The organism is Butyribacter sp. (assembly GCF_056818865.1).
The window spans coordinates 65,186-90,632 of record NZ_DBLYGC010000004.1; the positions used below are offsets into that span (position 1 = coordinate 65,186).

Genomic DNA, 25,447 nt, shown 5'->3' on the forward strand with positions numbered 1-25,447 from the left:
CACCTCTAACCAATCATAAATACAAGTTCTGCCTGTGCTGCCACTTTGTCTCCTACATAAGCAGTTCCCTGACCAATACCTGCATTCTTTTTGAGCTTTTCGATTTTAACTTCAAGACGCAATGTATCACCAGGAACAACTTTTTTCTTAAACTTAGCTTTATTTATACCTCCAAAATAAGCAGTTTTACCCTTAAACTCATCCATAGATAATATTGCTACAGCCCCTGCCTGTGCCATTGCTTCAACAATGAGAACTCCCGGCATTACAGGCTCATTTGGAAAGTGCCCTGCAAAAAAAGGCTCATTGTACGTAACATTCTTTATAGCTGTTACTGACTCACCCTCAACAATCTCCTCTACTCTGTCAATAAGAAGAAACGGCTGTCTGTGAGGAATTATACTCATTATCTCTTTAATATCCATTGCCATAAAAAACCTCCTAAGCTCTTTTTATTCAACTCTGAAAAGCGGCTGTCCAAATTCAACAAACTCACCATCTTCTACAAGCACTTCGATGATTTTTCCGCTTACTTCACTTACTACTTCGTTCATAAATTTCATCGCTTCAATGATGCAGACGACATCACCTTTTGCAATTGTATCACCGACTTTAACAAAAGGCGGTTTGTCAGGTGCCTGACTCTGATAATATGTTCCGACAATAGGTGCCGTAACTGTCTTAGCATCGTCTTCAACATCACTTTTTAAATTCTCTTCAAAAGCTTTATCTTGCGTTGTATCCTCAAAAGCTGCACTATTATTTTCAATAGTTGTCACGCTGTCATTATTTGAACCTGCTATAACAGTTTTTGTAGTTTCTTTTTCACTATTAGATACAGAGAATGAAGCATTTCTTCCAAGATGAACACTGTCTCCATCAAGTTTTATCTCCATTTCACCCATATCACTTTTTTCAAAAATAGCAATAAGTTCTTTAACTTCATCAAATTTCATAGGACTACTCCCCCCACTTTTTAAAACAAAGAACTGCATTATGTCCACCAAATCCAAGTGAATTTGATAACGCATATTCAGCTTTTTCAACCTTTCTTGCCTCATTTGGAATGTAATCAAGGTCACACTCTTCATCAGGTGTCTTATAATTTATTGTCGGTGGAAGAATATCTTCCTGTAATGCTTTAACACACATAATTGCCTCAACTGCTCCGGCTGCTCCAAGCAGATGTCCTGTCATGGATTTTGTCGAACTTACTGCAACATCCTTTGCCGCATCACCGAATGCTAATTTGATTGCATTTGTCTCTGTAGAATCATTTGCCGGTGTACTTGTTCCGTGCGCATTAATATATGAAACCTGCTCAGGTTTTATGCCGGCTTCCTCCATGGCAATCTCCATAGCCTTTGCGGCTCCTGCTCCGCTCTTTTCCGGAAGTGTAATATGATATGCATCACTTGTTGCGCCATATCCAACTATCTCTCCGTATATTGTTGCATTTCTCGCAAGCGCATGCTCAAGTTCCTCTACGACAAGTACTCCTGCTCCATCTCCAAGAACAAAACCATCCCTGTCCTTGTCAAAAGGCTTGCAGGCATCTTTCGGATCAGGATTTGTTGAGAGTGCCGTAAGATTGGTAAAACCTGCAATGCCAATCTCGCAAAGTCCTGCCTCTGCTCCACCTGTAATAACAACATCTGCATAACCGTGAATAATATTTCTGAAAGCCGCACCTATACTGCTTGTAGCTGTTGCGCATGCTGTAACTATATCTTCATTAATTCCCTTTGCACCAAATCTTATGGCAATGTTTCCTGCTGCCATGTTTCCGATTGTCATAGGTATAAACATAGGTGAAACTCTTGAAGGTCCTTTTTCTCTCATTCTTGTAACCTGCTCCTGCATTGTCCCAAGACCGCCTACACCTGAACCAAATATGACTCCGACTCTTGATGCGTCCTCTTTCTCCATATCGATACCACTGTCATCCATTGCCTGTACGGCAGCACCCATCGCATATACGGCAAAAGGATCATTTCTCTTTATATCTTTTTTTGTCATATATTTTTCAGGGTCAAAATCCTTAACCTCTCCGGCTACTTTCACCTTAAAATCAGTAGTATCAAACTTTGTGATATTCTCAATTCCACATACACCGTTTTTTGCATTTTCCCACATGCTGTCAACTGTACTTCCAAGCGGACTTACAACACCCATTCCGGTTATTACACATCTTCTTGACATAATTCCCCCGTTTCTACAGCTCATTGCTGATTTTGTTAATCTAAACCATCATTTTCCATTATATGATGTTGGTGTCAAAAGATATTTTGACCCTTGCACCATTATATATACTCTACATTATCATACCGCCGTCTACATTTAAGACCTGACCTGTAATGTAATTGTTTTTAGCCAAAAATACTGCCGCATTTGCTACATCTTCCGGTTTTCCGGCTCTGCTAAGCGGAATAGAGTTAAGGATTGCATCCTTTGTCTCATCAGCTAAAACTGCCGTCATATCTGTTTCTATAAATCCCGGTGCTATCGCATTGCATGTGACACCCCTCTGTGCAAGTTCCTTAGCTGTCGCTTTTGTAAGACCGATAACTCCTGCCTTAGATGCCGCATAATTTGCCTGACCTATATTTCCCGCAACTCCGGAAACCGATGACATATTTATTATTGCACCACTTCTTTGCTTAAGCATCACACTGCTTGCGTGACGTATCATATTGAATGAACCTTTAAGATTTGTATTGATAACAGAATCAAACTGTTCCTCCGACATTCTCATAAGAAGCATATCATTTGTAATACCTGCATTATTTACAAGAACATCGATTGTACCAAACTCTTTTTTAACATCTTTTATAAAATTCTTTGCAAAATCAAAATCGCTCACATCCCCCTGAACAGGCATGCATTTAACACCACAATCTTCAATCTCCTTAATAGTTTCATCAGACACATTGCTGTGATAATTAAGAACTATATTGCAGCCCTCTTTAGCAAAAGCAATTGCAATTGCCTTGCCAATACCCTTGGCAGCACCTGTCACTATCGCTGTCTTTCCTTTTAACATCTTGTCCCTCCTAATCTGAAATTCTGTTACTTTTCTATCTATGCTAATCTTTGGATATTTTCATCTGTCATTATCACTACTCTCTAATTTTTTTAAGAGCCTTTTCAAGCGATGCCGTATCCTCAACATTCACATTTACAACACCCTTTACTGTTCTCTTTACAAATCCGCAAAGAGTTTTACCCGGTCCCAATTCTATAAATGTATCTGCTCCCGCATCATACATATTTTTTATTATGTGTTCCCAGCGTACAGGTGATACTACCTGTTTTGCCAATGTAGGAACTATCTCACTCTCATTTTTAAGTGTTTCTGCTGTCACATTTGTATATACCGGAATTTCCATCTTTCCTATGTTCATCTTTTCAAGTTCAGGCAGAAGTTTGTCTGCTGCCGGCTGCAAAAGACTTGTGTGGAACGGTCCGCTTACTTTAAGTTTGACAGCCATCTTCGCCCCTTTTTCCTTTGCTATCTCTGCCGCCTTCTCAACTGTAGCAGCATCTCCTCCGATTACTATCTGACCCGGTGCATTATAATTTGCAGGAACTGCTACACCTCCAATTTCCTTTACGGCCTCCTCACATGATTTTTCTACAAGTTCTGTATCAAGACCTATTATCGCAAACATTCCTCCTTTGCCGTTCGGAACTGCCTCTGCCATAAATTTTCCTCTTTTTTGCACAAGTGCTACTGCTTCCTCAAATTTCATTGCACCACTTGCAACAAGTGCCGAATACTCACCAAGACTAAGTCCTGCTGTCATATCCGCATTTATTCCATTTTCCTGCATGACTTTCATAGCTGCAATGCTCATTGTAAGTATTGCCGGCTGTGTAAACTCTGTAAGTCCGAGTTTCTCCTCATCAGAAAAACATATATCTTTAATTGAATATCCCAAAACCTCATCTGCTCTATCAAAAACTTCCTTTGCAACGGCATAATTGTCATACAAATCTTTTCCCATGCCTGCATACTGTGCACCCTGTCCACTAAACATAAATACTGTTTTCATTTACAATTTCCTCCATCTTCAAGAATAAAATCCATATATTTATATATTTATATATTTTAATTAAATCAATCCCTCTTCAACCCGAAATCTTCTATATTACATAAAAAAGTAAAGAGATAGCGCCAGCAGGCGGATATAATTATCAACCTCCAGCGCCACCACCCAGTTGTACGAGTACACTCGTTTGCTTTAGTTCTTATGGCTTTCTACAAAATCAACTGCATCCTGAACTGTGACAATTGACTCAGGGTCTTCAACTGATACATCAAATTCGTCTTCAATATCGTTGATAATCTGGAATAAATCTAAAGAATCTGCATCAAGATCCTCTTTTACATTTGTCTCCAATGTGATTTCATCAACATCCTTACCTGTCTGCTCAGCAATAATTTCTCTGATTTTTTCAAATACCATGGTTTTTCCTCCTAAAAATAGATTAAAATATATATATTTTTTTGTTATGAAAACTTTATCAGAACACCTTATGATAAAGACCCGCCTGAAGGATAATATTTATCGCAATGCCTAAAATAAAATTTTCTAATAACCTTTTACCATGAAATGAGCATGGTTCCCCAAGTCATTCCACCGCCAAAACCTGTGAGTAGAAGCTTGTCCCCTCTTTCTATAAGCCCCTTCTCATTAAGTTCATTCAAAACTATCGGAATACTCGCAGATGAAGTATTTCCGTACTCAGACATATTCATATAACACTTGTCATGGGCTATCCCAAGTTTTCTAGAAATAATATCAACAATCCTTGCATTTGCCTGATGTGGTACAACATACTTTATTTCATCTGCTTTTACTCCTGCAGTGTCCATAACTCTCTCTATACTCTTCGTGACAGCTTTAGTTGCAAATTTAAATACTGCCCTTCCATCCATATTCACATACCAAAGATTATCTTTCTCATGTTTAATATCATTGAATGCATTTGAACATCCGACATAACCCTGCGTCAATATATTCCAAAGTTCTCCTTTTGCACCGAGTTCTTCTTCTAATATACCCATATCCTCTGATTTCTCTACATATGCACCACCGGAACCGTCTCCAAACAATACACAGGTCGCTCTATCCTTCCAGTCAACAATCTTTGATAATGTCTCTGCACCTATAACTATTGCATTTTCATACATCCCTGTTTTTATGTATTTGTCTGCTATACTGAGTGCAAACATAAAACCGCTGCACGCAGCATTTACATCGAATGCAACTGCATTTACAGCTCCAATCTCTTTTTGTACCATACATGCAAGTGACGGTGTTCCATAGTCGGCTGTAACGCTTGCAACTATGATGAGGTCAACATCCTCAGCCGCAACTTCAGCCCTCTCTAATACCTGTCTTGCCGTATTTATCGCAAAATGCGAAGTATTCTCTCCGCCTGATATATGTCTCTTCTTTATGCCTGTTCTCTGTGTAATCCACTCATCACTTGTATCAACTATTTTTGACAAATCATCATTTGTTATAACCTGTTCAGGCACACTTGCACCTGTCGAAATAATTCTCGTCTTAATCATTTTATTTCTCCATTCTCAAAACGCTTTTCAACAAAACTGTCAAGATTATCCAAGGCTTTCGCTACAACATCCATTTCACTTTCACTCAATCCTTTTATAAGAGCAAATACTATATCATTGTGAAACTTCTCATGCAATGAATATATTTTTTTTCCTTCTTTTGTCAGGGCTACCTTGACAACTCTCCTATCCCTCTCAGTTTTATAACGTTCTACAAATCCTTTTTTTACAAGATTGTTTATGGCAACTGTCAGTGTCCCGACAGTAATTCTTAACTGTGCTGCAAGTTCGCTCATGCTTTTTAATTCTGCAACACCTATCGCCGCAATAGTATGAACTTCCGTCATGGAAATCTTGTCACCGTACTCATTTCTTATCGTATGCGCTTCGACCTCCATAATATTATCAAATAATTTTATTAAATTAGCACTTATAGATCCTAAAACATTATTCATTTGTTTTTCCTTTACCAACATACAGCACTACTAATTTTCACTAAAATAGTTTGTATATCAAACTTTATCAAACAATAAAAAGTATATTCTAAAATCCACCAATTCGTCAACCATACTTTTGTTGTGTTTTTTCACAATAAAAGAGCTGTATTTTTGTGCATAATCAACAAAAATTACAACTCTTTTATTTTTCATTTCATCTTTATGGTATTTGTTTTGATATTCAAAGCTTTTACTTTCCATGTATAATAGTTTTTAAAACCATATCGTATTTTTTTAATTATTATCTTCTTTTTTATTCTCCTCTTTATGCTTTTTTAAAAGCTCGAGTGTAGCAAGTAAAACATCATCCTCCCAAGGCTTAGGTATGAGATATTTAACACCTATTGCCCTGACCTCTTCCAAGGTTCCTGTATCACATAATGAACTAAGCATAAGGATAGTTACATCCGGGTCACTCTTTTCCAGAATTTCTGCTGTCTCTATTCCGTCAATTCCCGGCATGATAATATCAAGAATAACTATGTCCGGATGAAGCTCCTCATACATTTTTATTCCTTCTTCACCACTTTTGGCATAGCCAATAACCTCATATCCGTTTTCTTCAACTAAATCTTTTATCTGCTTTGAAGCAAATGGTGAATCATCTACTACAATTATAGTTGTTTTATCCATTTTATGTCCTCCTTTGACAAACAAATTAATCTGTGATCGTATAATGAATTGATATTTTAATCTGTCCAAACTCTGACTCATAATATAAAATTTCATTTCCCGTTTTTCCGGGTTCAACACTTATACTATCAACATCTAAAGATAATGTAGGGACAGTAAGTCTCGATGAAACTCCCATCTGATTATTTATTTCAGATAATGCCCTTCCACATACGATATTTACATATTCATTTATATACAATATCTTTTCGTCCTCTGAAGGCATCTTCCCTCCATTCATATTTTTTATGATAATATCAAACATCATAGACGAAAAACCGCATATTATAGTTGATACAAACTTTCCTTTAGTATGTACAAATTCCAAATATTTTATATCTGCTTTTTTATCTGCCTTTCTGTCAAGTTTCAATGAAACTATCTTTTTTGAAACATTAACAAATGCATCATCAAAAATTTCTTCAACCTTCACATCAGTCAATGCAATCCCCCTTTCATAAAGACGGAAAACTAATTCTTTAGGAAACGCATTTTACCGTTTGGATCACCTGTTTTCTTTTGCTTAGCGACTTTATTCTCAGTTCCATACATTTTTGAAAGGTCATCGCGCATACTGTTTTTGCACTCCTTGCAAAATCGACCTGTCAAAATTGGCTTTCCACATTTTTCACATGATATAGTTATGCCTGAATCTTTTGAAAATGCAAGTCTTTCTTCTCTAACCCACTTTTTAATCTGCTGAATCGGCACATCCATCTCCTCTGATACCTTTCCCATATTTGCCGTAGGATTTTCATAAATATAATCCCTGACTTCAAAAAATTTATCCTCAAGTTTTTTATTGCATGCAGGACATATTGGTTTTCCTACAAACTGAAACAATTTACCACAATTTTTACAATTTCGTACATCCATTTCTATTCCCCTCCTTGATCATCCTTTCCTATGCAGGCACATAGAAAATAAATTTTTTTCACACCTGCCCTTTTTAACGCAGCAGCACATTCGTTTATAGTGCTTCCTGTTGTATATATATCATCTACAAGTATAACACACCTTAAATCACGATACAACAATTTGGAAGTTTCTGATACAAAAAATGCATCTTTCAAGCATTCTCTCCGCTTGGCTTCACTCAAATTTTTCAATGCTTCTGTATTTTTGTTTCTCTCAATAAAGTTGTCAATAACAGGCAGCTCCACTCTATTTCCTATCTCATCCGCAATTATCTTTGCCTGATTATACCCTCTTTTTCTATATCTCTCGCGATGAATAGGCACCGGAATAAGACACTGTGCTCCTATGGTCTCTATCCATTTTTTGTGTTTTTTCACAATCTGCTCTGCATAGTAATTTCCATATTCTCTTCTTCCCCTGTATTTAAAAGCGGCTATTGATTTCTGCATATATTTATCATAGACAAATGCCGCTTTTCCCTGTAGATAAAAATGTTCTCTCTTTTCACAATCTGTGCAAAACTCTTTTCTTTCATCACCTATCGGTTTCCCGCACTTCATGCAGTACGGTCTGACTGCCTTTTGTACTATTCTCTCACATTTTACGCATGCTGTGCAATCAATTCCTACAGGCAATACATCATCGCATATAGGGCACCTGTGCGGATAAAATATATCAAGCATGCTCTTTGCAATATTCTTAAATGTATTATTTGTAACTATTTATACTCCTCCATTTCTATTATGCGTCTGCAGAGCGTTGAATACCTTTTCTGCTCATTTACATTTTGTATCATCTTTCTTATCGTGTCGGCACTGCCGACTATAGTAACACATTTTTTTGCCCTTGTTACTGCCGTGTACAGCAGGTTTCTGTTTAAGAGCATCCTTGGACCCGATATAATCGGAAGAATTACCGCCGGATACTCACTTCCCTGCGATTTATGTATTGTTATGGCATAAGCTAATTCCATCTCGTCCATATCACTGAAACCATACTCGACGATTTTTCCTTCCTCATACTCAACATAAACTACTTCTGCCGCTTCTATTATCTGTTTTATTATTCCGGTATCACCGTTAAACACTCCTGTTCCCTCGTCAACAACATCATCAAATCTGTTCTTTTTCTGCCATTTTATCTGATAATTATTTTTTATCTGCATGACCTTGTCATTCTCCCTGAAAATAACACCGTGAAATTCATGTTCATTTTTTCCCTGCATTTTAGGATTCATGTATGCCTGTAATACCTTATTTAAATTTTCTACTCCCAGTTCCCCTTTCCTCATCGGTGTGAGTACCTGAATATCATAACTTGTTGCATCGACATATGGCGGCAGATTTTTCATTATAAGTTGAATCGTTACATTTATAACATCCCGGCTGTTATTTCTCTCCAAATGAAAGAAATCCATATTTTTATTGTCGAGTTTTATCTGCTCTCCGGCATTTATCTTATGTGCATTTGTTACAATCTGGCTCTCCGCTGCCTGTCTGAATATCCTGCTCAGTTTTACTACATTGCAAAACTCTGATTTTATCATATCCTTAAGGACATTTCCGGGGCCTACCGACGGAAGCTGGTTCACATCACCAACCATAATAAGTCTCGTACCCGGTACAATAGCTTTTAAGAGTGCATATAACATATAAATGTCCACCATGGAAAACTCGTCTACTATTATTACATCGGCTTCAAGAGGCTTTGTTTCATTACGTTGAAAATGCATTCCGCTTTTGTCATCATCCAGTGAACCTCCGTCTATCTCCAGCATTCTGTGTATTGTCTGTGCTTCCATTCCGGAAGTTTCCGACATTCTCTTTGCTGCTCTGCCCGTAGGCGCAGCGAGAAGTATATCGAATCCTTCACTCTCCATAATTTGAATAATAGTATTTATAGTTGTTGTCTTACCTGTTCCGGGTCCGCCGGTAATTATCATAATACCATTCTGCACAGCTTGAAAAACAGCATCCTTCTGTAATTTATCAAGTTCTATATTATCTTTTTTCTCTATTGCAGCTATCTTTTTTTCGAGTACAGCCGGTTTTATCTTATACGGAATATTTAAATCATGCAGCATTCTGGCACAATTCATTTCCATATAATAGAGATTGCTCTGATAAAGCATTCTCTCTCCGTCATATTCTTCTATGACAAGCTCTTTGTTTAATGTAAGATTGTCTAACTCTTTTTCAACATTTTCTTTCTCTATGCCAAGCAGATATGCAGTCTCTTCAACAAGTTCATTCTCTGGAAGATAACAATGACCGTTTGAACCCGATTGCTGCAGAACATATAGTATTCCCGCTTTTATTCTATACTCGCTGTCCTGATAAAATCCCGCTTTTAATGCTATCGCATCAGCAATTTTAAAACCAATTCCTGTTATATCTTCTGCAAGCTTATATGGATTTTTCTCCATAATCTCATAAATTTTTTCTCCGTAATATTTGTAAATCTTTACAGCCATATTTACAGATATTCCATATTCCTGAAGATATATTACAGACTGGCGCATCTGCCTTTTATCATTAAACTGCTCGGCAATGCTCATGGCCATCTTCATGCTGATGCCCTTTATCTCGGCAAGTCTCTCCGGCTCTTTTTCAATTATGTCAAATGTTTTCTCACCAAATCTTCTTACAATCCTCGCTGCCAGTGCTGCACCTATTCCCTTGATAGCTCCTGAGCCAAGATATTTTTCTATTGCAATTGAACTGTTTGGTCGTTTCGTCTCATAACTTTCAACTTGAATTTGAGGTCCATAACTTTTGTGTACTGTCTCCCTGCCGTTTATTACGAGATACTCTCCCTCTGATACAAAAGAAAAATATCCCACACAGCATACCTCGTCATCCTCATCATCTTTCGGTTCCGGATTTGAAAGATAAATAACACTATAACCATTTTCTTCATTTCTATATGTAATTCTCTCTACATATCCCTCTACCTGTTTCATATATGATATTCCTCATTTCAAAAAGTAATAAAGCCGCCACACAAAATGTGCAGCGGCTCATTTTAAAATTTGCTCACGAATCTTTTGGCTCTTCCACGAATCTCTATGCTTTTATTTTATATTGTATGTACCTTTTAATGAATCATATAACTGCTGTGCCAAACCTATGCCTCCGTTATCTGTGACAATATCAGCATACTCCTGATTTAATGTGTCAGAGAAATACTGCATATATTCTCCCTGCTCATCCTCATTATCAAGTGTTTTCTTAGACTCTTCAATAATTTTCTGAACAAAATATGACTCAAAATCTTTGCATACTTCCATAAGCTTTTCATCATCTGATGAAGAATTTGTACTCTTCAATGCACTTTCCAAAGAATCAGCTGATGTAGAACTAAGCTTTGATGAATATGAATTGTACATTGATGAAATATCTAAAACAGAACTCATACTCTACCTCCTGACTATGACCTCAAATTGTTTGCCTGCTGAAGCATCTCATCCGATGCTGTGATTGCTTTTGAGTTCATTTCATATGCTCTCTGTGTAACAATCATGTCTACCATCTCGTCTACAGCCTGTACACTTGAACTCTCGAGATAACCATTCTTAACAATACTTCTCTGGAGGTTTGCATCCTGTCCTTCTATTCTTGGAGTACCTGAAGCTGCTGATTCTTTATAATAGCTTTCTCCGATTTTTTCAAGTCCTGCCGGATTGTTATACTGTGCAATTCCGATAGAAATTCCAAGATTCTGTGCATTTCCTGCTGCATCTGTATATTTTATGTTTCCATAGTTGTCAAAAACAAGTTTATTTGTGTTTATGTTTGCATCGAAAGTGATAGGATTTCCTGTCGAATCCAATACAGCATTTCCGTCTGATGTACAAAGTGAAAGACCACCTGCTGCATTTACTGCAAGCTGGAAGTTTCCGTTTCGTGTATATGATATACTTCCGTCAGGCTGCTCTATCATAAAGAATCCATTGCCTTCAATAGCGAAGTCAAACTGACCTTCTGTATGTAACATATTTCCCTGTTTAAAAGATGTTCCGATTGCTGCAACTTTTACACCAAGACCAACCTGTGCACCTATCGGTTTCTGCTGACCGTTTGTATCAGTAGTCTCTTTCTGTATTGACTGGTACAAAAGAGAACGAAACTCTGTTGTCTCTCTCTTGTAACCTGTAGTATTTATATTTGATAAGTTGTTTGATATTGTATCAAGACTTGTCTGCTGGGCTTTCATACCCGATGCAGCAGTCCAAAGTGATCTCATCATATTGACTCTCCATTTCCGTCACTGTATAGACTATTCTCTGTACAGAAAACCATCTCTGTCATATGTATAATAAACTTATACATAAACCAACAATCCTATAGTTTAAATTATACCTTACCTACGCTTGAAACCGCCTGAGTAAGTAAATCATCCTGTGTCTTAATCATCTTCTGGCCTGCTTCATATGCACGCGTAATTGTAATCATGGAAACCATCTCGTCAATAACATTTACATTTGACTGCTCTGTAAATCCCTGAAGGATAGTCGCTGCAGAACTCTTCGTCGTAGCTCCATCAACTGCCGTATACATATTGTCTCCATATAATTCAAGATAATTGTAATCGTCAAAGTCCGTAAGGGTAATGGTATCTACCTGTACTCCATCCGCATATATTGCCCCGTTGAGTTTTATGGCAATATCTGTGGCATCCACGGGAACCTGAACATCACCGTTGGCACCCTGAAGTTTGTTTCCGTCAACATCAACTATATAACCATCGCTTGTAATTGAAAACTGACCGTTCCTTGTATATTTGATTGTTGAATCTCCATTCGCATCAACAACCTTTATTGCAAAAAATCCATCTCCCTGAATAGCCATATCGTATGTGTTGTCAGTTTCACGAAGTGAACCCTGATCCCAGTTCATATATGTTTCGCCGATTTTTACACCGGGATTTGATACTCCTATCTCCCTGTCAAGATAAGCCTCTGAACCATCTTTTATCTTTGTCATCATCAAGTCTTTGAATGACCTGCTGGTAACATTTTCTTCTTTGTATCCTACTGTCGCAGAGTTTGCAAGATTGTTCGATATAATGTCAAGTCTCTTTTGTTCATTTACCATACCCGTGTAGGCAGTATATAATCCTCTAACCATCTACTATCCCCTTTCTAAAGGAACAAAAAATACATTTATTTTCCTAATATAAATATATATCGTCAAAATCAATATATATATTTAGTCGTCATCACGTTTTCCGCTCAAAAATTCAACAAACTTTCCTGTACCGATGGCAACTGCTGTCATTGGTTCTTCTGCTGTCATTGTTGTGATGCCTGTCTTTTCTTCTATAAGTTCTTCGAGACCGTATAACAAACTTCCGCCACCTGTAAGAACAATACCTCTGTCTGAGACATCGGCTGCAAGTTCAGGCGGAGTCTTTTCAAGAACACTGTGAACCGCTTCAACTATCTGTGATGTAATCTCTTTGAGTGCTTCAAGTGTCTCATCAGATGTAACTGTAATAGTCTTTGGAAGTCCTGTAACAAGATTTCTTCCTCTTACATCCATAGTTACAACTTCAGGACGCTGATATGCTGAACCAATCTTTATTTTTATCTCTTCTGCTGTTCTCTCACCGATAAGAAGATTGTGAGTTTTTCTCATGTATCTTACAATGGCATCATCAAAATTGTCACCGGCAATTTTGATAGAGGTACTTACAACTGTTCCTCCAAGAGAAATAACAGCTATATCGGCTGTACCACCGCCTATATCTACTATCATGTTTCCACATGGTTTTGAAATATCTATTCCTGCACCGATTGCAGCAGCTATAGGTTCTTCGATGATGGCAACTTCTCTTGCACCAGCTTCGTAGGTAGCATCCTCAACTGCTTTCTTCTCAACTTCCGTAACACCGCTAGGTACACATACACTGATACGAGGTTTTCTGAAACGGCTCTTTCCGCATGACTTCTGAATAAAATATCTAAGCATTTTCTCTGTAACAGTATAATCTGAAATAACACCCTGACGAAGCGGACGGACTGCTACGATATTTCCGGGTGTACGGCCAAGCATAAGTCTTGCATCCTCACCTATAGCCTTAATTTTGTTTGTATCTCTGTCAAAAGCTACTACTGAAGGCTCCCTTAAAACAACGCCTTTTCCTTTTATATAAACAAGTACATTTGCTGTACCAAGATCTATTCCGATATCGCTACCTACCATCTCTGTTTCTCCTTTCGATACATTTATAACTTTAATATTTTTATTTTTCTTCATATTTCTACATATTCCAATTTATTATATACTATTTTCCTGCAATTTAAAAGTCCCTTTTCAATTTTAAAACGAATTGTAATATTTTTGTCATTTTTGACTAAATTTGCTATACTGTTTATATTCTTTATATATATTTTTATCAGAATAAGGAGCGGTCACATGTCAGACAACAAAAGCAACAACCATGAACTACATATTATAAGCAGGTATCTCGGTATCCTGACATCCAAATATATTGTATTTTTACTTTTGGTATTAACTCTGTATCCAATGAACGTAATACCCGGATATATACTTCTTGCAGGCATTGTTTTTCCTGCAGCATTAAAATTCGCCATATATGACAATTCTGCTGACAGTAAAAATGATGACAACAATATCAAAGATTTCACTCTTTATCCAACAGCCAAAAAATATAAATTTACATATACAAAATACCGCTGTGAATCTTATAATTTTATACTTATAATGATTCTACTCTTAATTTGGCAATTTACTTTGGACAAATCCGGTATTTTCAGTTACCCAAAAAATATTGTTCCCAGTCTTATACTTATCATATACATCTTATCAAGATTTTTAGGAAGTATTCTTTTTAAGATAAAATTACATATTGATTTTATGAATATGAAAATATAATTTTTCAAATTCTAAAGCTAATTATGACATATAAATATACATGATAATTTTTATATTTATATGTCATTTACACATGATACATAAAAAACGGTTTAAAACTATCTGATTATAGTTTCAAACCGTTTTTATTTTATTATTTTTATTCTACATATTTACTCCGGTTGACTGCATTGAAGCTTCCAGCATACTGTCAACATCACTCTCAAATGAGTCAAAATCAAATTCTCCGCCTACAGCTTCAGCCGCCTGCTGTAAGGTGCTTCCCTGTGTACCGGAAGTACTTGACGTACTTGCTGTTGTTCCCGATGCCGATGCAATATTTGATGTTCCTTCTGCTTTTGCCTTTTCAGTAAAGTAATTATAAAGTTCCTGAACTGTTTTATATGTAACAGAAGCTTTATCTTCACCGTTGGTGTCAGCCTCTTCAAGTGCATTTGACATATTTTCAGCCATATTTGCCGCTTCTGTCTGTTCAGAAGAAAGATATGTCTTTAATATCTGAGAAAAACTTGTAAGTGCACTAAGCGACGAACCATCACTGTCTGTTGATGAATTTCCAACTAATGACGATAATCCCGTAAGCGATGATGTACCTGTAAGTCCTGATGCCTGACTCAAAAGATTTGAAATCCCCGATAATCCGCTACTGTCACTGTCACTTGAATCACCTGACAATGCGTTTAACATCGTACTTGTCGAATTGTTATTTATAAGATACTGATAATATGAATCTCTCTCACTTAAACCGCTAAGTCCTGAAATAGACGATAATGCTGATAAATCTGACATACTTACCCCCCTGTAATTATTATATATATAATAAGATGTTGTAGTCAAAAGCTATTTTGCCCACTTGCATTATAATATCATTATCTAGCTAAAACAGCAATAAGTAAACAGCAGATAATGAAAACAAAATCTATTTTACATACAATCAATTATTTTCATCTGAACATTTCCACTCCAGTTATTTATCTCCGGCTGATACAATATACTTATCTGCTGCCCGTATTTTCCCTGTTTCATCTGCTCCCACTCATCTTTGCCGTATTTTTCTTCTATCACACGTGAAAGACAGTTATCTGCATGAAAATCTACCGCTTCATAAAGCAGACCCTCGTCTTCAAGTTTTAGTTTTGCTATCTGATTTTCCTTTCCACACAGATACATTGATTTTATTTTAAGTTTTCCTCTTGCAAATATGGCACTGTCGTTTGACTCTCCAAAAGGTTCCATATAATGTAATTGTTCTACAAGATTTTTTGTTGCTTCCAATAATTCAAGTTCCATATCAAAACTTATTTTCTCAACAAGTTCCTCGTCAGTAAGATTACATTGCTCATTTAAAGCATCCCTAAATTTATCAAGATTTTCTTTTGGCAGCGAAAATCCCGCCGCCAATGCATGACCTCCAAATTCCGTCAAAATTTCCTGACAATTCTGCAAAGCCTGCTGCATATGATACCCGGGGATTGAACGTCCTGAGCCTTTAAGTCCTTTTTCTCCGTCAGTAAGCACATATGCCGGTCTGTAATATTTCTCTCTTATCCGCCCTGCAACTATCCCCGCAACACTCTCATGACAATCTTTCAGGTATATTACAAGCACCGGTTTTTCAAGAGCTTTCATTTCCTCAATCTGAGCTATCGCATTATTTGTAGCCTGTGCAGTAAGTTCCTTTCTTTCCTCATTGAGTGTTATAAGTTCATTTACAAGTTTTACAACTTCCCTTTCATCTGTCGTTGTGAGCATCTTTAATCCCAATGCGGCATCATCAAGTCTGCCCGCTGCATTTATGCACGGTCCTATCCGAAATCCCAAATCGCCTGACCTGACATGCTCTGATAATTCAAGGATTTCCAACATTTTCCGCATCCCCAAATTTTTCAGATGTGGTGTGTCATTCAATATTTTTAAACCGTTGCTTACAATAATACGATTTTCATCGGCAAGCGGAACAACATCGCATACCGTCGCAATTGCCGCAAAAGGAAGAAGTTCGTTTATATATGACTTATCATTTTTTTTCTCAAAAATATAACTCATAAGTTTATAAACAACACCAGCACCACAAAGCATATTATACGGATATTCACAAGCTTTCTGTTTTGGATTTACAACTGCGTCGGCGTCCGGAATTATCTCCGTTCCGTCATTGTCAGGAACTTCATGATGGTCTGTCAGAATATATGTAATCCCCAGTTCCTTTGCCCTGCTTGCAGCACTCACCGCCGATATTCCATTATCACATGTAATGATAAGACCAATTCCGTCCTCTTTTGCCTCATCAACCATATAATCACGAATACCATATCCATCTTTTACTCTGTGCGGAATACGGCATGAGACTTCTCCCCCAAGCATCACAATCCCTCTGTATAAAATATAAGATGACATAACTCCGTCAACATCATAGTCCCCTATAACCCTTATCTTCACATTATTTTTTATCGCATCCATCAAAATCTCTGCCGCTTTTGTAACATCTTTCATAAGTCCGGGTTTATACATTTTTTCCATGTCCGGAAATAAATATGCATCCATATCTTTCCATGTATAAAGCCCCCTGTTTACGAGGACTCTGGCAAATACTCCTGAAATATTATATCTTTTTGCAATAGCCGCAGTATCGGCATTACATTTTTTATACATCCACTGTTTCATCGGAAATCTCCTGCTGTTTTAAATATTCTTTCACATATTTATTATACTAAACCGTCCAAACATATACAATTATCATTTTTAGGAGACATTTCAAAATATCTATGATAGTATTATAATATTATCAAAAAACACGAAAGGATTTCACTTATGAACTGGCTCAAATATGAATTACATACAAATACACATGATGCTCCCATAATAGGAAACATTCTATGTTCTATGGGTATAGATGGATATGAGATAACAGACCATGTTCCTCTTACCGAAAAAGAGGAAAAGCAGATGTATACCGACATTCCTGCGGACATGGGCGTTGATGACGGAAGTTCCATTCTCACTTTTTATACAGAAGTTCCCGGCGAAGAAAAACCTGATTTTTTCAGTACCGGTTCTTCCATAAGAGATGAAAATCTGACAGATGAAAATAAAGAAGTTTTAGAACCCGAAGTTCTCATAAAAAGATTAAAAAAGAAAATCAAAAAAATTAAAAAATTTACACATATAAAAATGCCACAGATAAATTATTCCATTGAAGATGACAGTCAGTGGAAAGACAAGTGGAAAGATAATTTTAAGGCATTCAGGGTTGCCGATGATATTATCATAAAACCTACATGGGAGGAAATCCCTGAGGATGCTTCTGAAAACGACATAATCATGCAGATAGACCCTGGTTCCGCTTTCGGAACAGGTACGCATGAAACAACAAAACTTTGCCTTTTATCTCTCAGAAAATATATCAATCCCGAAACAACACTCCTTGATGCAGGATGCGGCAGTGGAATACTTGCAATCTGCTCACTGTTATGTGGGGCAAAATCTGCTTTCTGTCTTGATATAGACCCATATGCTGTCGAGGCCGCTGTTGAAAATGCAAAATTAAATAATATAGGTGAAAACCGCATAAAAGCAGCTCATTTAAATATACTTGAAGATACTGAGAATGTGCGTAGTGAATTGAAAGACCCCGTTGACATTGCAGTTGCAAATATACTTGCCGATGTTATCATTCCTCTTTCTGACTGTATTGCTGACTTCATAAAACCGGGAGGGCTTTTTATCTCATCGGGAATACTTGCTGATAAAGCAGACCTGGTTGAAAATGCACTTCTTAAAAACAATTTTGAGATTATTGAACGAAATACCCTGGGTGAATGGGTCTCATTTGTCTGTAAACGCAGTTAAAAAAACAGCAGAATGTCTTTTTTAGACATCCTGCTGTTTTTTTAACAATAAATTCTAAAAACTTATTTAGTCTTTTTGACTGCTTTTCCTGTTTTATTATGTGTTGCTTTTTTGATTGTATACCAAAGTGTACCTGTTATACATACTGATGAATATGCACCACATATGATACCTGCAAGAAGTGGTATAGCAAATTCTCTTACTGATTCTACTCCAAGAATTGCAAGCATGAATACCATGAAGAATGTTGTAAGTGATGTATTTATACTTCTTGTCAATGTCTGAGTTATACTGTCATTTACAATTTCTGTCATTCTTTCTTCACTAATTGATGAACGTCCGCCCATATTCTCACGGATACGGTCGAATATTACGATTGTTGCATTTATTGAATAACCTACTATTGTAAGCATACAAGCAATGAATGTGTTACCTACTGAAATTCTTGCTGCAGCATATACCAAAAGAACTACAATTACATCATGAAGCAATGCAAGCACAGCACTTCCCGCAAATACAACATCTTTAAATCTGAACCAAATATAGATAAGCATACAGATTGCAGCTATAATTACAGCAAGTACGGCATCACGTTTCATCTCTCCTGATACTGAAGCACTGATACTCTGTATCTGAATGTTGCTTTCTTTTATATTGTATTTCTTTGCAAGTTCATCGGTAACATTTGCTCTCTGTGTCTCAGTAAGTTCAACTGTCTTGACATTAAGTTCATTTGAACCTGCAACCTCAGAGATAACAATATCACTTGAGCTGCTGTTCTTCGCAAAAATAGATTCAACTTCTTTCTTAAGACTTGCATCAATTTTTGTATCTTTTCCAAATGGAATATCATATGTTGTTCCACCAAGGAAGTCAAGTCCATAATTAAGAATGTTTCCTGAAGCAGCTTTATTAACAATAAGGCAAACTACACAAGCGAGGATAAGCACCCCTGAGATAACAAAGAATTTAACTCTGTTCTGTACAAATTTAATCTGTCTTCTCGGTTTCTCAACACCAAAGTATTTGACATCGTCAACACCGAGAGAATACATAGCTTTAAGGATATACTTTGTAACATAAAGGGCCGTGAACATTGAAAGGATAATACCAAGTGCAAGTGTTGTTGCAAAACCTCTGATTGTTCCTGAACCTTTTATATAAAGTACAAATGCTGCGATAAGAGTTGTCACGTTACCATCAATGATGGCAGAAAGTGCTTTCTCAAAACCAAGTTTAATACTTGTCTGAACCGACTTGCCTTTCGCAAGTTCTTCCTTAATACGGGTAAATATAATAACATTGGCATCTACCGCCATACCTATGTTCAATATAATACCTGCCACACCCGGAAGTGTCAGTGTTATATTCAATCCATTGAGTGCTACAAGCATTAACCCAAGATAGAATACAAGTGCTATAGATGCTGCAACTCCAGGAAGTCTATAGAATATAAGCATAAATATAACTACAAGTGCAAATCCTATCGCACCTGCGAGTAAACTTGTCTGAATAGCATCCTGACCAAGCTGTGCCCCAACTACCTGTGACTGAATTTCTTTAAGTTCTACCGGAAGTGCACCTATACGAATCATTGACGCAAGTTCTTCTGCTGATTCATAAGTATCAAAACTTCCTGAGATAACGGCTTTTCCATCTGTAATCTCAGCCTGAACATTTGGTGCTGAAAGAACTTTTCCGTCATATACGATATAGATTTTCTTTTTAGAAGGATATGCTTCTGCTGTTGCATTTGCAAATAACTTTGTACCCTTAGCATTGAATGTAAGCTGTACAACATATTCCTTGTTTTTTGTAACCTCATCCTGCTGTGTACCGGCTTCTGCCTTTTTAATATGCTTTCCTGTACATACTGTCTTTGTATACTTAGGATTGTTGTTTTTATCAAATGACATGTCATCTTCTGCTACAAAATCGAGTGAACCCTCTTTACCGAGTGATTTAAGAACGTCATCAGCATTCTCAACACCAGGTATATCGATTTCGATACGGTCATCTCCAACCTGTACTACCGAAGATTCTGTACTGTAAACTTCAGCACGCTGCTGCATCATCTGAATGGTATCTTTCATCTCTGTTGCTGTTGGATTGCCCTTAGTCGCCTCATAAGTAATACTTACACCACCAGCTAAGTCCAAACCAAGTTTAATGTTTTTGGCACTGCCCTTATGTGCACTAGTGATACCAACTAATGTTGTATAAGCACAGAGTCCGATTACTGCTATTATTATGAGTAAATGCAATAATCCTTTTTTCTTGTCCTTCATGCTGTTTTTTCTCCTTTAACTTAATACTTATAACATGATTTCGCGGTTTACCGTACAATAAGCCACGCTAAATTGCATTATAACATAGAGAACAACATGAATGCAAATTTTTTTACTTTTTCTTAAAACTTTTTAACCTGACAATATCTTTGCTATTGTCTGCCGCTAGCATATACCTTTCCTGCTTCAGCTTTTATGCCCTTGTAATAAAACATTTCATCTACCGTGACAAGTTCATAACCTTTCTTTTTAAGCCGTGGTACCAATTTTTTCACCGCTTCTGCTGTGCTCGGATACAAATCATGCATCAGAATTATATCACCGTCTTTTACATTTTTACACTCAGCCAAAACCTTCGCTGCATTTCTCCACTTCCAGTCATCAGTATCAATACTCCAATACATCATCGGGATTTTAATGTTTTTGCGCATCACATCGCTTATATTTCCATAAGGCGGTCTTACAAGTGTAGCATGACATCCTATAACCGACTGCAGCGCATTATTTGTTTTCGTCATCTCTGCAGATAACTGTTTCTTTGTCATTTTACTTAAATCCTCATGGTCAAAAGTGTGACTCGCTATCTGATTTCCCATATTGTACGATGCCTTTAGAACTTTACTGTAAGCATTAACTCTGTTTCCGACAACAAAAAATGTTGCTCTCGAATCATATTTTTTCAAAACTCTTAATATTTTGCTTGTAACAGGAGTATAAGGTCCGTCATCAAAAGTCAAGGCAATCATAGGTTTATTCTTATCAAGATTTTTTCTTATCCATTTCTTGCTGCCGCTTCCCATGGAATTATCTTCTTTCACCGTGGCAGTCGGTGCAGCGGTAGGCTTACTTTTTTTGGCTGTGTCCTTTTTTCCTTTATTTTTTTCACTGCTCTTTTGACTTACATTTTTATCCGAATAATTTTTTATACCTGAATTATTTTTTCCATTTAATTTTATAATGGCAACAACAAACACAATAAGAATAACAACAAGCGCAATAGCAGCATTTATAAGTATCATTTTTGTTTTTCTGAGTTCACGCTCCCTGCGTCTTCTGCTCCTCATCTCCCTGTCCCTGTAACTTCCTCTTCTCATTTCATCATTTTGTTTCATAAAGTTCCCTGCCTCCACTCATATATTTCGTAATTCATAATAACACACTTTTCATAATATGTGATTACATTTCTATTAAGTTTTGCTTATCATGTCTGTTTGTGAGTACCTGCCCCAAACATCCCTCCTGTCATTCCCGATACAGCACATATAAGAGCATTTCCGACAACATTTATCCCTGGGGTTCCTGTTTTAAATATAACGATTCCAAATAACAGCAATACCGAAAAATATATAACTCCTGCCGCAAGTCCCCACAAGAATTTATTTTTCTTAAACAACTTTCCCGCTATTATTCCACCCAGAATATTTACGACAATATATGTCCCTGTCACAACTGCACTTATCGCTTTTTCATCATAAGCATACTTCCATATTATTCCCGATGACACAAATAATATCACTGTCGTAAGAATAATTTGTGTCAAAAGAATAATAACAATATTTTTAATCACTTTTTCCACTTTGATAAAACCCCTTTTTTTCAATATCTATTCATTTTGTCACAATTTTATGTTAAGATTCATAAAAAGAAAAAATAACAGCAACATAACTTTATTATTAAAATGTATGCAGAAAAGAGGTTATAAATGAACAATACAAACGGAACCGTAGATTTACATACACATTCAACTTTCTCCGACGGAACATTTTCACCTGAAGAACTTGTTAAAAAAGCAGTTGAAAAAGGTCTCACTGCATTTGCACTTACTGACCATGATGCTGTCGGCGGCATAGAAAGTGCCGCTGCTGCCGTAAAAGAGCAGAATGCTCCCGTTTTATTTGTCCCGGGAACTGAACTTTCGGTCGGTTATAAAGATGGAGACATTCATATAGTAGGACTTTTTATTGATTACAAAAATCCTGCATTTACAAAAATCTCTAATCTTCTGGTTGAAAGAAGAGTTGAGAGAAACAAAGAAATGGTTGCCAAATTCCGGGCAGCTTCAATAAATATGACTTACGAGGAACTCCAGGAAGGAAATCCAGACACCGTAATCACCAGAGCACATTTCGCAAGATGGCTCATTAACCACGGTGTAGTCAAAAACACTGCCGAGGCTTTTGATAAATATCTTGATATACATTGTCCTTACTATGTTCCAAGAAAATATATAACTCCTGAAGAAGGTATTGAACTTATCCTCGAATCAGGCGGTGTTCCAATACTTGCACATCCCCTCCACTATAAACTCGAAGAAAAGGAGCTTGAAGCCCTTATCAAAAGACTCAAAGCCGCCGGTCTGAAAGGTATGGAGGCAAAATATTCAAACCACACTACTCAGGATGAAGCTTATGTCAGAAAACTCTGCAATAAATACGAGCTGCTCCCAAGTGGAGGTTCAGATTTCCACGGTACCAACAAGCCGGCAATCGATATGGGTACAGGCCGCGGAACTTTAAGTGTTCCTTTTGAGTACCTTATCAATATTGCCAAAGCAGCAAAACCGTCTGAATTTACAAAAAAAGTTTTGGATTTTGCTGAAAAACATTCATAAAAAGATATAACAAAAAAGCTGTAGACACTTTGATACGCTACAGCTTTTTATTATTAAGATTATTTTAGATATTTTCAACTTAAAGAAATTTATTTCAAAGAATTTTATTTCTTTGTTGTCTTAATTTCTTCTTCCTGCTTGTCTATCTCAACGATATTTTCTTTTTTCATTGGGATACGGCAGTTCTTATTGTTTCCAAATTCAACTATAACAACTTCGTCCATAATATCTATTACAACACCGAAAAATCCGCTTGTTGTAAGTATGCTGTCTCCTACTGCAAGTGTAGATACAAGTGCATCATGCTCTTTCTGCTGTTTCTTCTGTGGTCTGATAGCAAAGAACCAGAAGATTGCAATGATAGCTGCATAAATTACAACCATGCTTATTATACCCTGTGTTCCGCCTGCTTTTGTTGCCAATATTGTAGTCAAATTCATTTTGCTTCCTCCTCAAGCTGTTCTAATTTCTTCTTTTTATATTCTTTAAAACACCCTTTTTCAATGGCGTCACGAATTTCTTCCATCATATTGTTATAGAAATAAAGATTATGAGTTACCATAAGTCTCAGTCCAAGCATTTCTTTCGCCTTCAAAAGGTGTCTTATATATGCTCTGCTATATTTGCGGCATGTCGGACAATCACATGTTTCATCTAAAGGTCGGTCATCAAGCTCATATTTTTTATTCATGAGATTCATCTTTCCATGATTTGTATACGCATGACCGTGACGGCCGTTTCTTGCCGGATATACACAATCGAAAAAGTCAACACCACGTTCTACTGCTTCCAATATATTTGCCGGAGTTCCAACTCCCATCAAATATGTAGGTTTATCTTCGGGCAGATACGGTACTGTTTTTTCAATAATATCATACATTTCTGCATGACTTTCACCTACGGCAAGTCCTCCAAGTGCATAACCGTCAAGATTTAACTCCGATATTCTCTTTGCATGTTCTACTCTTATATCTTCAAAAATTCCGCCCTGATTGATTCCAAAAAGAAGCTGCGATTTATTTATAGTAGTATCAAGGGAATTAAGTCTGTCCATTTCATTTTTGCATCTCTCAAGCCATCTTGTAGTCCTGTCAACAGAATTCTGCATATACTGTCTCGTAGCAGGATGCGGCGGACATTCATCAAATGCCATTGCAATTGTAGAAGCAATATTTGACTGAATCTTCATGCTCTGTTCAGGTCCCATAAATATTTTTCTTCCATCTATATGAGAATTGAAATAAACTCCTTCTTCTTTTATCTTTCTTAGTCCTGCAAGTGAAAAAACCTGAAATCCGCCTGAATCTGTAAGAATAGGTTTGTCCCATACCATAAATTTATGAATACCACCCATCTTTTTGACTATTTCATCACCCGGTCTGACATGAAGATGATAAGTATTGCTAAGAACAACCTGTGTTTTTAAGTTCTGCAAATCCTCAGTTGATACAGCACCTTTCATTGCGCCAACTGTCGCAACATTCATAAATACAGGTGTTTCTATAGTTCCATGTACCGTTTCAAGACGACCTCTTTTAGCACTGCCGTCCTTACATAATATTTTATACATAGTTACTCCATTCTTTTTCCTTTTTCCGTGTATCGCCCACTTTATATGCACTAAGGATATTAACACTCAATACGCATCTATGTCAACCTCTCCATAATAAACTTAACTATAAAATAAATAACTATAAGAGGAAGAATTATCCTAAAGAAAATTCCAACTGCTACTGCACCTAATGCCAAAACCAGCATAGCCACAACAACAATTATTATTATTCCCAGCAATTTGTCATACCATTTTAACGAAAAATTATGATACCCTTTATCGTAATTGTCACTATCATCGTATGATGAAGTATAACTGTCGTCTCCACGATACTCTTCCCTTGCCTGCTTTGTATAAAAATCTGCCATAGGTCCTTTTTCGGCAACAAAACTGTCTATAATGGTTCTTGCAATAAGTCTCGGATCTCCAAGTTCTTCAAGAACCTGACTTTCCGTTTTATCATTATTTTCAATATAGTCTTTATAATAACTTATATTTTCATTGATAACGTCAGAAGGTACATTTCCCGCCAAGCTATCCCTAAGTATGGATAAAAATTCATTTTTAGTCATATAAA

The 25,447-nt window shown here is 36.8% G+C and carries 27 protein-coding genes; 2 read left to right on the forward strand and 25 right to left on the reverse strand.

Going from position 1 to position 25,447, the window contains the following annotated elements; translation table 11 throughout:
* Positions 1-5: 5 nt before the first annotated feature.
* From fabZ to recJ, 19 genes are all read right to left on the reverse strand, one after another.
* Positions 6-431: a 3-hydroxyacyl-ACP dehydratase FabZ gene (fabZ, locus tag ACZLXV_RS02910; RefSeq protein ID WP_022015166.1), complete on the reverse strand. Its 426-nt coding sequence runs from the start codon at positions 429-431 to the stop codon at positions 6-8.
* A gap of 21 nt (positions 432-452) precedes the next feature.
* Positions 453-956 (reverse strand): acetyl-CoA carboxylase biotin carboxyl carrier protein, encoded by a 504-nt coding sequence (accB, locus tag ACZLXV_RS02915; RefSeq protein WP_022225258.1) that lies wholly within the window; start codon positions 954-956, stop codon positions 453-455.
* Between the two features lie 4 nt (positions 957-960).
* Positions 961-2,202, reverse strand: coding sequence for a beta-ketoacyl-ACP synthase II (fabF, locus tag ACZLXV_RS02920; protein ID WP_022225257.1), 1,242 nt, complete (start codon positions 2,200-2,202; stop codon positions 961-963).
* A 112-nt stretch (positions 2,203-2,314) separates the two neighbouring features.
* Positions 2,315-3,043, reverse strand: coding sequence for a 3-oxoacyl-[acyl-carrier-protein] reductase (gene fabG, locus ACZLXV_RS02925; RefSeq protein ID WP_022225256.1), 729 nt, complete (start codon positions 3,041-3,043; stop codon positions 2,315-2,317).
* Positions 3,044-3,119: 76 nt separating this feature from the next.
* Positions 3,120-4,055 (reverse strand): ACP S-malonyltransferase, encoded by a 936-nt coding sequence (fabD, locus tag ACZLXV_RS02930; RefSeq protein WP_022225255.1) that lies wholly within the window; start codon positions 4,053-4,055, stop codon positions 3,120-3,122.
* Between the two features lie 189 nt (positions 4,056-4,244).
* Positions 4,245-4,469, reverse strand: coding sequence for an acyl carrier protein (locus tag ACZLXV_RS02935; protein WP_022225254.1), 225 nt, complete (start codon positions 4,467-4,469; stop codon positions 4,245-4,247).
* A gap of 137 nt (positions 4,470-4,606) precedes the next feature.
* A complete protein-coding gene (locus tag ACZLXV_RS02940) occupies positions 4,607-5,584 on the reverse strand; it encodes a beta-ketoacyl-ACP synthase III (RefSeq protein WP_367336187.1) in 978 nt (325 codons plus the stop codon).
* Complete coding sequence (locus ACZLXV_RS02945) at positions 5,581-6,039, reverse strand: MarR family winged helix-turn-helix transcriptional regulator (RefSeq protein ID WP_482382445.1); 459 nt, start codon at positions 6,037-6,039, stop codon at positions 5,581-5,583. Before ACZLXV_RS02945 ends, ACZLXV_RS02940 begins: the two co-directional genes overlap by 4 nt.
* A gap of 276 nt (positions 6,040-6,315) precedes the next feature.
* Positions 6,316-6,714 carry a response regulator gene (locus ACZLXV_RS02950; RefSeq protein ID WP_022225251.1) on the reverse strand — a complete coding sequence of 133 codons (399 nt, stop codon included), beginning with the start codon at positions 6,712-6,714 and terminating at the stop codon, positions 6,316-6,318.
* A 25-nt stretch (positions 6,715-6,739) separates the two neighbouring features.
* Positions 6,740-7,195 carry a hypothetical protein gene (locus ACZLXV_RS02955; RefSeq protein ID WP_482382446.1) on the reverse strand — a complete coding sequence of 152 codons (456 nt, stop codon included), beginning with the start codon at positions 7,193-7,195 and terminating at the stop codon, positions 6,740-6,742.
* Positions 7,196-7,224: 29 nt separating this feature from the next.
* A complete protein-coding gene (locus tag ACZLXV_RS02960) occupies positions 7,225-7,629 on the reverse strand; it encodes a hypothetical protein (RefSeq protein ID WP_022225249.1) in 405 nt (134 codons plus the stop codon).
* A 2-nt stretch (positions 7,630-7,631) separates the two neighbouring features.
* Positions 7,632-8,354 (reverse strand): ComF family protein, encoded by a 723-nt coding sequence (locus tag ACZLXV_RS02965; RefSeq protein ID WP_022225248.1) that lies wholly within the window; start codon positions 8,352-8,354, stop codon positions 7,632-7,634.
* A 35-nt stretch (positions 8,355-8,389) separates the two neighbouring features.
* Positions 8,390-10,633: an SF1B family DNA helicase RecD2 gene (gene recD2 / locus ACZLXV_RS02970; protein ID WP_022225247.1), complete on the reverse strand. Its 2,244-nt coding sequence runs from the start codon at positions 10,631-10,633 to the stop codon at positions 8,390-8,392.
* 111 nt (positions 10,634-10,744) lie between these two features.
* On the reverse strand, positions 10,745-11,086 hold the full coding sequence (locus tag ACZLXV_RS02975) for a rod-binding protein (protein ID WP_022225246.1): 342 nt from the start codon (positions 11,084-11,086) through the stop codon (positions 10,745-10,747).
* Positions 11,087-11,100: 14 nt separating this feature from the next.
* Entirely contained in the window at positions 11,101-11,919 is an 819-nt protein-coding gene (locus ACZLXV_RS02980) for a flagellar hook-basal body protein (RefSeq protein WP_022225245.1), read from the reverse strand.
* Between the two features lie 107 nt (positions 11,920-12,026).
* Entirely contained in the window at positions 12,027-12,800 is a 774-nt protein-coding gene (gene flgF / locus ACZLXV_RS02985) for a flagellar basal-body rod protein FlgF (protein ID WP_022225244.1), read from the reverse strand.
* Positions 12,801-12,881: 81 nt separating this feature from the next.
* Positions 12,882-13,877: a rod shape-determining protein gene (locus ACZLXV_RS02990; RefSeq protein WP_367336208.1), complete on the reverse strand. Its 996-nt coding sequence runs from the start codon at positions 13,875-13,877 to the stop codon at positions 12,882-12,884.
* An 837-nt stretch (positions 13,878-14,714) separates the two neighbouring features.
* The gene (locus ACZLXV_RS02995) at positions 14,715-15,359 is read right to left on the reverse strand and encodes a hypothetical protein (RefSeq protein WP_482382447.1); all 645 of its coding nucleotides are present in this window, start codon (positions 15,357-15,359) and stop codon (positions 14,715-14,717) included.
* Positions 15,360-15,494: 135 nt separating this feature from the next.
* A complete protein-coding gene (recJ, locus tag ACZLXV_RS03000; protein ID WP_022225240.1) occupies positions 15,495-17,234 on the reverse strand; it encodes a single-stranded-DNA-specific exonuclease RecJ in 1,740 nt (579 codons plus the stop codon).
* A 147-nt stretch (positions 17,235-17,381) separates the two neighbouring features.
* Between recJ and prmA the strand changes: the two genes are divergently transcribed.
* Positions 17,382-18,419 (forward strand): 50S ribosomal protein L11 methyltransferase, encoded by a 1,038-nt coding sequence (gene prmA / locus ACZLXV_RS03005; RefSeq protein ID WP_022225239.1) that lies wholly within the window; start codon positions 17,382-17,384, stop codon positions 18,417-18,419.
* 62 nt (positions 18,420-18,481) lie between these two features.
* Here the strand turns inward: prmA and ACZLXV_RS03010 are convergent, their stop codons facing one another.
* From ACZLXV_RS03010 to ACZLXV_RS03020, 3 genes are all read right to left on the reverse strand, one after another.
* Entirely contained in the window at positions 18,482-20,707 is a 2,226-nt protein-coding gene (locus ACZLXV_RS03010; protein ID WP_022225238.1) for a protein translocase subunit SecDF, read from the reverse strand.
* Between the two features lie 152 nt (positions 20,708-20,859).
* Positions 20,860-21,819, reverse strand: coding sequence for a polysaccharide deacetylase family protein (locus ACZLXV_RS03015; RefSeq protein WP_022225237.1), 960 nt, complete (start codon positions 21,817-21,819; stop codon positions 20,860-20,862).
* Between the two features lie 89 nt (positions 21,820-21,908).
* Complete coding sequence (locus tag ACZLXV_RS03020; protein ID WP_022225236.1) at positions 21,909-22,283, reverse strand: TIGR04086 family membrane protein; 375 nt, start codon at positions 22,281-22,283, stop codon at positions 21,909-21,911.
* Between the two features lie 126 nt (positions 22,284-22,409).
* Between ACZLXV_RS03020 and ACZLXV_RS03025 the strand changes: the two genes are divergently transcribed.
* Complete coding sequence (locus tag ACZLXV_RS03025; protein WP_482382448.1) at positions 22,410-23,318, forward strand: PHP domain-containing protein; 909 nt, start codon at positions 22,410-22,412, stop codon at positions 23,316-23,318.
* Between the two features lie 104 nt (positions 23,319-23,422).
* Here ACZLXV_RS03025 and yajC read toward each other — a convergent pair whose 3' ends face one another.
* From yajC to ACZLXV_RS03040, 3 genes are all read right to left on the reverse strand, one after another.
* Entirely contained in the window at positions 23,423-23,752 is a 330-nt protein-coding gene (gene yajC / locus ACZLXV_RS03030; protein ID WP_367336209.1) for a preprotein translocase subunit YajC, read from the reverse strand.
* A 2-nt stretch (positions 23,753-23,754) separates the two neighbouring features.
* Positions 23,755-24,888 carry a tRNA guanosine(34) transglycosylase Tgt gene (gene tgt, locus ACZLXV_RS03035; RefSeq protein ID WP_482382449.1) on the reverse strand — a complete coding sequence of 378 codons (1,134 nt, stop codon included), beginning with the start codon at positions 24,886-24,888 and terminating at the stop codon, positions 23,755-23,757.
* Between the two features lie 77 nt (positions 24,889-24,965).
* Positions 24,966-25,442 carry a DUF1700 domain-containing protein gene (locus ACZLXV_RS03040; protein ID WP_022225232.1) on the reverse strand — a complete coding sequence of 159 codons (477 nt, stop codon included), beginning with the start codon at positions 25,440-25,442 and terminating at the stop codon, positions 24,966-24,968.
* Between the last annotated feature and the right edge of the window lie 5 nt (positions 25,443-25,447).

What these genes read in the sequence shown, in the direction of transcription:
- fabZ (WP_022015166.1), bottom strand. Translation starts at nt 431, where the DNA reads ATGGCAATGGATATTAAAGAGATAATGAGTATAATTCCTCACAGACAG.
- accB (WP_022225258.1), bottom strand. Translation starts at nt 956, where the DNA reads ATGAAATTTGATGAAGTTAAAGAACTTATTGCTATTTTTGAAAAAAGT.
- fabF (WP_022225257.1), bottom strand. Translation starts at nt 2,202, where the DNA reads ATGTCAAGAAGATGTGTAATAACCGGAATGGGTGTTGTAAGTCCGCTT.
- fabG (WP_022225256.1), bottom strand. Translation starts at nt 3,043, where the DNA reads ATGTTAAAAGGAAAGACAGCGATAGTGACAGGTGCTGCCAAGGGTATT.
- fabD (WP_022225255.1), bottom strand. Translation starts at nt 4,055, where the DNA reads ATGAAAACAGTATTTATGTTTAGTGGACAGGGTGCACAGTATGCAGGC.
- ACZLXV_RS02935 (WP_022225254.1), bottom strand. Translation starts at nt 4,469, where the DNA reads ATGGTATTTGAAAAAATCAGAGAAATTATTGCTGAGCAGACAGGTAAG.
- ACZLXV_RS02940 (WP_367336187.1), bottom strand. Translation starts at nt 5,584, where the DNA reads ATGATTAAGACGAGAATTATTTCGACAGGTGCAAGTGTGCCTGAACAG.
- ACZLXV_RS02945 (WP_482382445.1), bottom strand. Translation starts at nt 6,039, where the DNA reads ATGAATAATGTTTTAGGATCTATAAGTGCTAATTTAATAAAATTATTT.
- ACZLXV_RS02950 (WP_022225251.1), bottom strand. Translation starts at nt 6,714, where the DNA reads ATGGATAAAACAACTATAATTGTAGTAGATGATTCACCATTTGCTTCA.
- ACZLXV_RS02960 (WP_022225249.1), bottom strand. Translation starts at nt 7,629, where the DNA reads ATGGATGTACGAAATTGTAAAAATTGTGGTAAATTGTTTCAGTTTGTA.
- ACZLXV_RS02965 (WP_022225248.1), bottom strand. Translation starts at nt 8,354, where the DNA reads ATGCTTGATATATTTTATCCGCACAGGTGCCCTATATGCGATGATGTA.
- recD2 (WP_022225247.1), bottom strand. Translation starts at nt 10,633, where the DNA reads ATGAAACAGGTAGAGGGATATGTAGAGAGAATTACATATAGAAATGAA.
- ACZLXV_RS02975 (WP_022225246.1), bottom strand. Translation starts at nt 11,086, where the DNA reads ATGAGTTCTGTTTTAGATATTTCATCAATGTACAATTCATATTCATCA.
- ACZLXV_RS02980 (WP_022225245.1), bottom strand. Translation starts at nt 11,919, where the DNA reads ATGATGAGATCACTTTGGACTGCTGCATCGGGTATGAAAGCCCAGCAG.
- flgF (WP_022225244.1), bottom strand. Translation starts at nt 12,800, where the DNA reads ATGGTTAGAGGATTATATACTGCCTACACGGGTATGGTAAATGAACAA.
- ACZLXV_RS02990 (WP_367336208.1), bottom strand. Translation starts at nt 13,877, where the DNA reads ATGGTAGGTAGCGATATCGGAATAGATCTTGGTACAGCAAATGTACTT.
- ACZLXV_RS02995 (WP_482382447.1), bottom strand. Translation starts at nt 15,359, where the DNA reads ATGTCAGATTTATCAGCATTATCGTCTATTTCAGGACTTAGCGGTTTA.
- recJ (WP_022225240.1), bottom strand. Translation starts at nt 17,234, where the DNA reads ATGAAACAGTGGATGTATAAAAAATGTAATGCCGATACTGCGGCTATT.
- prmA (WP_022225239.1), top strand. Translation starts at nt 17,382, where the DNA reads ATGAACTGGCTCAAATATGAATTACATACAAATACACATGATGCTCCC.
- ACZLXV_RS03010 (WP_022225238.1), bottom strand. Translation starts at nt 20,707, where the DNA reads ATGAAGGACAAGAAAAAAGGATTATTGCATTTACTCATAATAATAGCA.
- ACZLXV_RS03015 (WP_022225237.1), bottom strand. Translation starts at nt 21,819, where the DNA reads ATGAAACAAAATGATGAAATGAGAAGAGGAAGTTACAGGGACAGGGAG.
- ACZLXV_RS03025 (WP_482382448.1), top strand. Translation starts at nt 22,410, where the DNA reads ATGAACAATACAAACGGAACCGTAGATTTACATACACATTCAACTTTC.
- tgt (WP_482382449.1), bottom strand. Translation starts at nt 24,888, where the DNA reads ATGTATAAAATATTATGTAAGGACGGCAGTGCTAAAAGAGGTCGTCTT.
- ACZLXV_RS03040 (WP_022225232.1), bottom strand. Translation starts at nt 25,442, where the DNA reads ATGACTAAAAATGAATTTTTATCCATACTTAGGGATAGCTTGGCGGGA.